Source organism: Limnospira sp. PMC 289.06, from assembly GCF_032350395.1.
In the GTDB taxonomy this organism is placed as follows: domain Bacteria; phylum Cyanobacteriota; class Cyanobacteriia; order Cyanobacteriales; family Microcoleaceae; genus Limnospira; species Limnospira platensis.
Map to the genome: position 1 here is coordinate 23763 of NZ_JARPLC010000056.1, position 6186 is coordinate 29948.

The window sequence follows — 6186 nt, forward strand, 5'->3', positions numbered from 1 at the left end:
CTAATAGCAACCCGATCTAACTTTTGGCATTAATTCCCCTAGCACGACCAGTAATTGGCCGCCTAGCTTCTCCCCCTCTCCCCAAGCCAACGGGGACGCTCCCCAATTCAGGAACGATTAAATCAGAGAGGGTTCTCATACTTAGTCCTCGGCATACTCCTCCCGTTAACTTCTGGTATAACGGGAGACTCCTGCCGACATTAAGTTAATCTGATGACAAACCAATGTCTGGTTAATCTCCCTGTTCGGAACAGTTTGATCTCCCCAAATATGGCGGAATCCTGACACAAAAAATGATGTTGTCAGTTACAACATCCACAACTAAACTCTTGCCGTTGTCGTCACCAGGTTATTGTTTTTTTCAGCAATATGCTTTAGGCTGGGGAACAAAAAATGGTTTTCTTCGACATACTGAGCACCAAATAGACCTTTTTCCGCCCAAAAATAGCGATCGGTCGTGTGTTCGTTTCTTTTGACCAGTAGCAAAGCCGGAGGAATTATGCCCTCAGAGTGAATATACTTGCGGGCGGCAGTTACCGGTTTATCTTCGCCACTGGAAATGCTATATTGAGGCACGCATTCAAGAATGCGCCGTCCCTCTTGTCTGCGACGGCTCTTGCGCTTACGTCTTCTAGCCAATTTCTTTACCTCCTCTTTGAGCAGATGGGTGTAAATCTAGCTACCAAATACGAGTGAATTATATACCTTATGGCCAGAAATTTCAATAGATTTTAATACATTGATACAAATAAAAAATAATCACCCGGTTTTTTGGAACTCAAGGGATTATCCCTAGATGGTTTGACCCCCAAGTTGAGTTTCTCATGGTCCCATCACTCTCAAAAGGCAAAAGTGGACAGCCGTGGCCTGTGAATTCCAGACTACTATATAATCGGGATAGCGCCTTTGAGATCAAGTTTGATGGTTTGTGGGTCGGGTTAGTCTACCATACCACGGGGTAAATTAGTTCTGATTAAATTAATTGTTAATAAACCTTGCTCATGGCTACCAGTCCGGAATTTATCACCCTTTGTCAAGCTCAAGTTTCCCTAATCACGGGTTTGGGAGCGTCTTTAAGTGTGGTATATCTGGCGGAAGATTGGGCGGCGGGTCAGCCAGGAAAACTGATCCCGATCGCCGCTTATCCTGAAATACCTCGGTCATGGTCTGATGATCAAGTTCTGATCCAACTACCCCAGTCGGATTTTACCTGGTCTGTTAAACCTAGTCTCCTCCCCAGTGTAGCCCCCCAATCAGAAACTATTGCCAGGACAGAGACAGAAGAAGTGGAATCAGTACCAGATCCATCCCCAGAGTCGGACTGGGAAGATGGGGAGTCACATCAAAAACAAGTCCTCCCCCTAATTCACGATCGCATGGTGATGGGTTTTTTGGTGACAGGTCGCGATGACCGACCCTGGAATTCCCAAGAACAGCGACAACTTAGGGCGATCGCTCATACTCTTACTACTGCCTGTATTTTGGATCGACGTTCTCAATGGCTACAACAGGAAGTTAGACAGCAATATCAGCTACAGAGCCAAGAATACCAAACTCTACAGGGGTTATTGCATCAGCTAAAAAGTCCCCTGACTGCTTTGCGGACTTTTGGGAAACTGTTACTTAAACGCCTCAGCCCTGATGACCGTAACTATAAACTGGCTGATAATATCCTCAGCCAAAGCGATCGCATGGAGGAACTACTCCAACAGGTCGATCTCACTGCGGAAAGAGGAGAAAATCTCCTCAGTCTCCCCTTTTCCTCCATTGAAGATAGCCAAACAGCCACAGTAGAATATGTAAACACTAGCCCCGAACCTCCGACACCAGTGGCTAAGTCCCCGGTTTTGCTACCTGCTACTGATATTATTGAACCGATTAAGGTTCAGGAGATTATTAACCCCCTATGGACGGCCACTTGTGCGATCGCTGATGAACGACAACTTATATGTATTGCGGAAATTCCCCCACAAGTCCCTACAGTCAGAGGAAATGCTAAGGCCCTGCGGGAGGTGATGAGCAATCTTTTGGATAATGCACTTAAATATACTCCCCCCGGCGGCGAGATTTATCTGAAAGTTGCCCAGAATTATGCGATCAACCATTGGCCTGATCCGGGTGTGGGTATTGCTATCAGTGACACGGGACCAGGAATTCCGCCTGGCGATCGCGATCGTCTATTTGAAAGAGGATATCGGGGTATTCAAGCTCAAGGAAATATTCCTGGTACTGGCCTGGGTTTGGCGATCGTCCAAGATTTACTCCAGCCAATGCAAGGAGAAATTCAGGTCTATTCTCCCTGTCTTCCTCAATGGCTACCCCAGGGAGTCACTCCCAAAACTGAAGCAGGAACAACTTTTATTATCGGCTTACCCGTCACTTTCGGTCGCTCTCCTGTTTCATAGCCACACATGATATCGTATAATTTTTGAGCGCAGTTACCACCCGAAAAATCAACCCCACTGTTCTAGAAAAATACTAGGGACATCTATAGCATGAATGAATTGGTTAAACGAGAGGATATTCTCGCTAGAGCCGAAGATAGAAGAAATTTATGTAGAATTATGTCTTGGGCGCATCTTTATGTGTCAATTCGTTGGTCTCACACTAATTTATATATCGGTATTCCTAGCACCGTTTTAGCGGCCGCTGCTAGTGTGCAAGCGATCGCAGATTTGCAAGCGGAAAATGGCGCCAGCTATGGATTATATATTGTATTTTCAATTATGGTGGCGAGTTTGGCTCCTTTATTGACTTTTCTCAATCCTATGGATAGGGCTAGTAACCACTTGGCCGCTTCTCGTGTCTATGAACAAATGGGAGATGCTTATGATAAATTCTTGCTTTATTGTCTCGTTAATCCCCAGGATCTGATTGTTGAACTGGAAAAATTAGTATCCTTAAATGAGCAGTATAATGAACTTAAAAAACCTCTACCAATTACCCCGGAATGGGCTTATAAAAAATCTGTCAAACAGTCTAAAGATAAAAATTTGGTCGCCACTTTTGCTGAGAATTATGATGGCAAAGTCAATGTAAAATAAGCCTAAACATCCTGCCATGATACCTGATTTAGAAGGTTTAGAAATTAGCCGAGGAGAACTTAAACACCTCAGCGGACTGGGTATCAACCGAGTCTACCGACCTGCTACTGTTAAAAAGTTGTTCCATGAGGCATTAAAAACTTTGCTGGCTATGGGTTTAGTCTTACTCAGTTATGGGATACTAATTGGGATTTTTCCAGCGGATCAAACGGTTTTGGTCGTCATTCATGCGATCGCCTGTTTGGGGTTAATTGTTGATGATGCACTGAAAATTATCACAACTTGGCGGCATAAATCTTTAATAGCTATTTGGATGCAAGTTGAGCGATATAATAGAATTATTCATGCGATCGCCTTTTGTGATCAACTGGAAAATGCCGGAAATCCTACCGCTAAAGTCACTGACCGTTCCCAAATTCTTAGCGCCTTGAAAATGATTAGGGAAGAATTGGTTAGAACCCTTAATACAGAGGCAATGATTCGCCGGAATCGTTCCTTAATTAAACAATCGTCCCATCTGTTTCCCTGTGATGTTTCTAATTTAACGATACCTCAATGGCAAGACTCTACTACCCCTGATCATCAAATGTTAGCAGAAGCCTGGGATATTGCTATGGCTGTGGAAGCTATAGTTATCAAATCTGTTAAGCTACGGGATAAGTATCTTTAACATTAACCATCAAACCAACAGCCAAATGAAGATGAAATCACCTACTGCTACTTTACTGGTTTTCTGTCCAGACCGTCGTGGACTGGTGGCGAAAATTGCCAATTTTATCTACTCTAATGGTGGCAATATTATTCACGCTGACCAACATACTGATGCTTCAGCTCAATTGTTTTTAACTAGGATTGAATGGGAGTTAAAAGACTTTAATTTACCCAGAGATGTCATTGGGCCTGCTTTTAGTGCGATCGCCAAACCTTTAGAGGCAAATTGGCAACTACATTTTTCTGATACTATCCCCAGAATTGCTATCTGGGTGACTAAGCAAGACCATTGTTTATTAGACCTATTATGGCGATGGCAAGCTCAAGAAATTCCGGCGGAAATTCCCCTAATTATTAGTAATCATCCCGACCTTAAACCTATTGCGGATCAGTTGGCGATCGCCTTTCATCATATCCCCATGACTCCCGACACTAAAAACGCACAAGAAGCCCAGCAGCTTGAGTTATTAAGACAACACAAAATAGATTTAGTCGTTTTAGCTAAATATATGCAAATTCTCAGCCCTCAATTTGTTAGTAGTTTCCCTTCAATTATTAATATTCATCACTCTTTTTTACCTGCTTTTCCCGGAGCAAATCCCTATCAGCGCGCCTATGACCGGGGGGTAAAAATTATCGGTGCTACCGCCCATTATGTCACTGCAGATCTCGATGAAGGACCTATAATAGAACAAGATGTTGTTCGTGTCAGCCACCGAGATACAGTTGCTGACCTAGTTCGCAAAGGCAAAGATTTAGAGCGATTAGTATTATCTCGCGCCGTCCGTTTTCACCTCCAACACCGTGTTTTAGTCTATGGTAATCGCACCGTAGTTTTTGCTTGAAATTAGCCGAATCATGTCAGATTTGATCTGGTAGGCTAACCGGGAAAGTTTCCCCGTTAAAAGTTACGCGATCGCCTTCTATTAATTTTCGTCCCCGTCTAGTTTCTATTTCTCCATTAACCATTACATAACCCGACTGAATAAAAGCCTTAGCTTGTCCGCCACTTTGCACTAACCCCGACCGTTTCAAAAACTTATCTAGTTTGATGTTTTGTTCTGTAACTTTCACCACCATTTCCTCAATTTAATTTCTCAATTTAATTTCTCAATCCACTCAGGAATTACCTCAAGAGAACCATACCACTTTCCTGGAGATCTGGGAGAATGCCAAACATTATCTAAGGTGATATTTTCAGCCCCTTCTAAATGGGCAGCCTCAATAGGTGTAATGCCATCACCCCAAGTATTTCCCACCCCCACAGTTATTTTATAGCTGTTATAAGCTAGTAATTGTCCTCGCTTACGTCCCCCCATAATCGCTTTACCAGCTATACAAATATAGCGGATATCTTCATAGAATGCACCCGGATAATTAAACTTGACAAAATCCAAATTTTTGCGAGTCCATTGTTCCTGACTAATATGGGGAGTGCCCAAGGTGATGAGACTCTTTATATATGGTCGCGCATTCCACAAACCCTGGGTATCTTCCTTAACATCATTATGAATAGTATAGGGTTTTTCTCCCATATAAATTCTGGCAATCCAACCCCCAGCAGAATGACCAATTAAGTTAACTTGATCAGAACTATACTCAAGCCTAGTTTGCTGTACCGTCGTATTAATTTTACGCAAAATCGGCACCATTGACCTACCGCCAACTGTCGGCAACCAATCGCGTTTTTTGATGGGAACAATATGGGTCGGTATTCCCTCCCTTTGCAGGAATTGTCCTAACTCCTGATAGTCTTTGAATGAGGCAAAATAGCCGGGAATAATCACAGTAGGTCTGGGCATTTTTCAGCAATTAAATCCTTTTGAGTCCGTTGAGCAGTTGGCAAATCTTGGCGATCGCCTCCAAGACTTAAATCAAATGATACAATGAAGCGTTTACCCTTGTCGTTTTGTGCGAGTACAGATTGGTGTCAAGGGACTTAATGCGATCGCTTTTTTGTCCTAGGTGGGAATTTGTACTTATTTTGTCCATTTTCCCAGTAGGCTGTCATCCATTGGGCCAGTATGATAACTTACTCATTGCTTTCTGCTCTGGGACGGTTAATTCGGCTAGTGCGATCGCTTAATTCTGTTGGGTACTGCCTATATTGATTTAGGATTGTGTAAATCAGCTTCATTAGTTCGTTGTCTCTGGAGTTAACCTCTGATATCAGTTTCTGGTTTTGCTTCATTAACTGCCAGACTAAAAAAACTGTAATGCCATCAGTTCCCAGTTTGACTATATCTGGTAATACATTAGAGTCCATTGTTGTTGATTTCGTTGTCTCTTAAATGAAGTCCATGATCATCAGTTGTTTTAGTTAAATATTTTTCAATATGTCTGAAAACCAGCCAGATTATTTTTCTGTCTTCTCTAGTATTAGGGGTCGAGATAGACCTCACGGTCTACCCCTCCCATTCAGCAGCAGAAG

9 protein-coding genes are annotated in these 6186 nt (G+C 42.9%); 4 read left to right on the forward strand and 5 right to left on the reverse strand.

Annotation, left to right across the window (positions count from 1 at the left end; genetic code table 11):
* Positions 1 to 16: 16 nt before the first annotated feature.
* Both P5674_RS13130 and P5674_RS13135 read right to left on the reverse strand, forming a co-directional pair.
* Entirely contained in the window at positions 17 to 139 is a 123-nt protein-coding gene (locus P5674_RS13130) for a hypothetical protein (RefSeq protein ID WP_286167352.1), read from the reverse strand.
* Between the two features lie 182 nt (positions 140 to 321).
* Positions 322 to 639: a DUF3155 domain-containing protein gene (locus P5674_RS13135; RefSeq protein ID WP_006669290.1), complete on the reverse strand. Its 318-nt coding sequence runs from the start codon at positions 637 to 639 to the stop codon at positions 322 to 324.
* A 362-nt stretch (positions 640 to 1001) separates the two neighbouring features.
* Between P5674_RS13135 and P5674_RS13140 the strand changes: the two genes are divergently transcribed.
* The 4 genes from P5674_RS13140 (at position 1002) to purU (ending at position 4600) form a co-directional block, all read left to right on the forward strand.
* Complete coding sequence (locus P5674_RS13140; RefSeq protein WP_006619351.1) at positions 1002 to 2405, forward strand: sensor histidine kinase; 1404 nt, start codon at positions 1002 to 1004, stop codon at positions 2403 to 2405.
* Between the two features lie 90 nt (positions 2406 to 2495).
* Positions 2496 to 3044, forward strand: coding sequence for an SLATT domain-containing protein (locus P5674_RS13145; RefSeq protein ID WP_006619350.1), 549 nt, complete (start codon positions 2496 to 2498; stop codon positions 3042 to 3044).
* A 16-nt stretch (positions 3045 to 3060) separates the two neighbouring features.
* Positions 3061 to 3714 carry a hypothetical protein gene (locus P5674_RS13150; RefSeq protein ID WP_006619349.1) on the forward strand — a complete coding sequence of 218 codons (654 nt, stop codon included), beginning with the start codon at positions 3061 to 3063 and terminating at the stop codon, positions 3712 to 3714.
* A gap of 31 nt (positions 3715 to 3745) precedes the next feature.
* Positions 3746 to 4600, forward strand: a complete 855-nt coding sequence (gene purU / locus P5674_RS13155) for a formyltetrahydrofolate deformylase (RefSeq protein WP_006619348.1) — start codon at positions 3746 to 3748, stop codon at positions 4598 to 4600.
* Positions 4601 to 4616: 16 nt separating this feature from the next.
* On the opposite strand, the gene P5674_RS13160 is transcribed toward purU, so the two are convergent.
* The 3 genes from P5674_RS13160 to P5674_RS13170 all read right to left on the reverse strand — a co-directional run bounded on the left by P5674_RS13160 (position 4617) and on the right by P5674_RS13170 (position 6021).
* Positions 4617 to 4835 (reverse strand): RNA-binding S4 domain-containing protein, encoded by a 219-nt coding sequence (locus P5674_RS13160; RefSeq protein ID WP_006619347.1) that lies wholly within the window; start codon positions 4833 to 4835, stop codon positions 4617 to 4619.
* 17 nt (positions 4836 to 4852) lie between these two features.
* A complete protein-coding gene (locus tag P5674_RS13165) occupies positions 4853 to 5557 on the reverse strand; it encodes an esterase/lipase family protein (protein ID WP_006619346.1) in 705 nt (234 codons plus the stop codon).
* A gap of 230 nt (positions 5558 to 5787) precedes the next feature.
* Positions 5788 to 6021 (reverse strand): hypothetical protein, encoded by a 234-nt coding sequence (locus tag P5674_RS13170; protein WP_035737841.1) that lies wholly within the window; start codon positions 6019 to 6021, stop codon positions 5788 to 5790.
* Positions 6022 to 6186 lie beyond the last annotated feature (165 nt).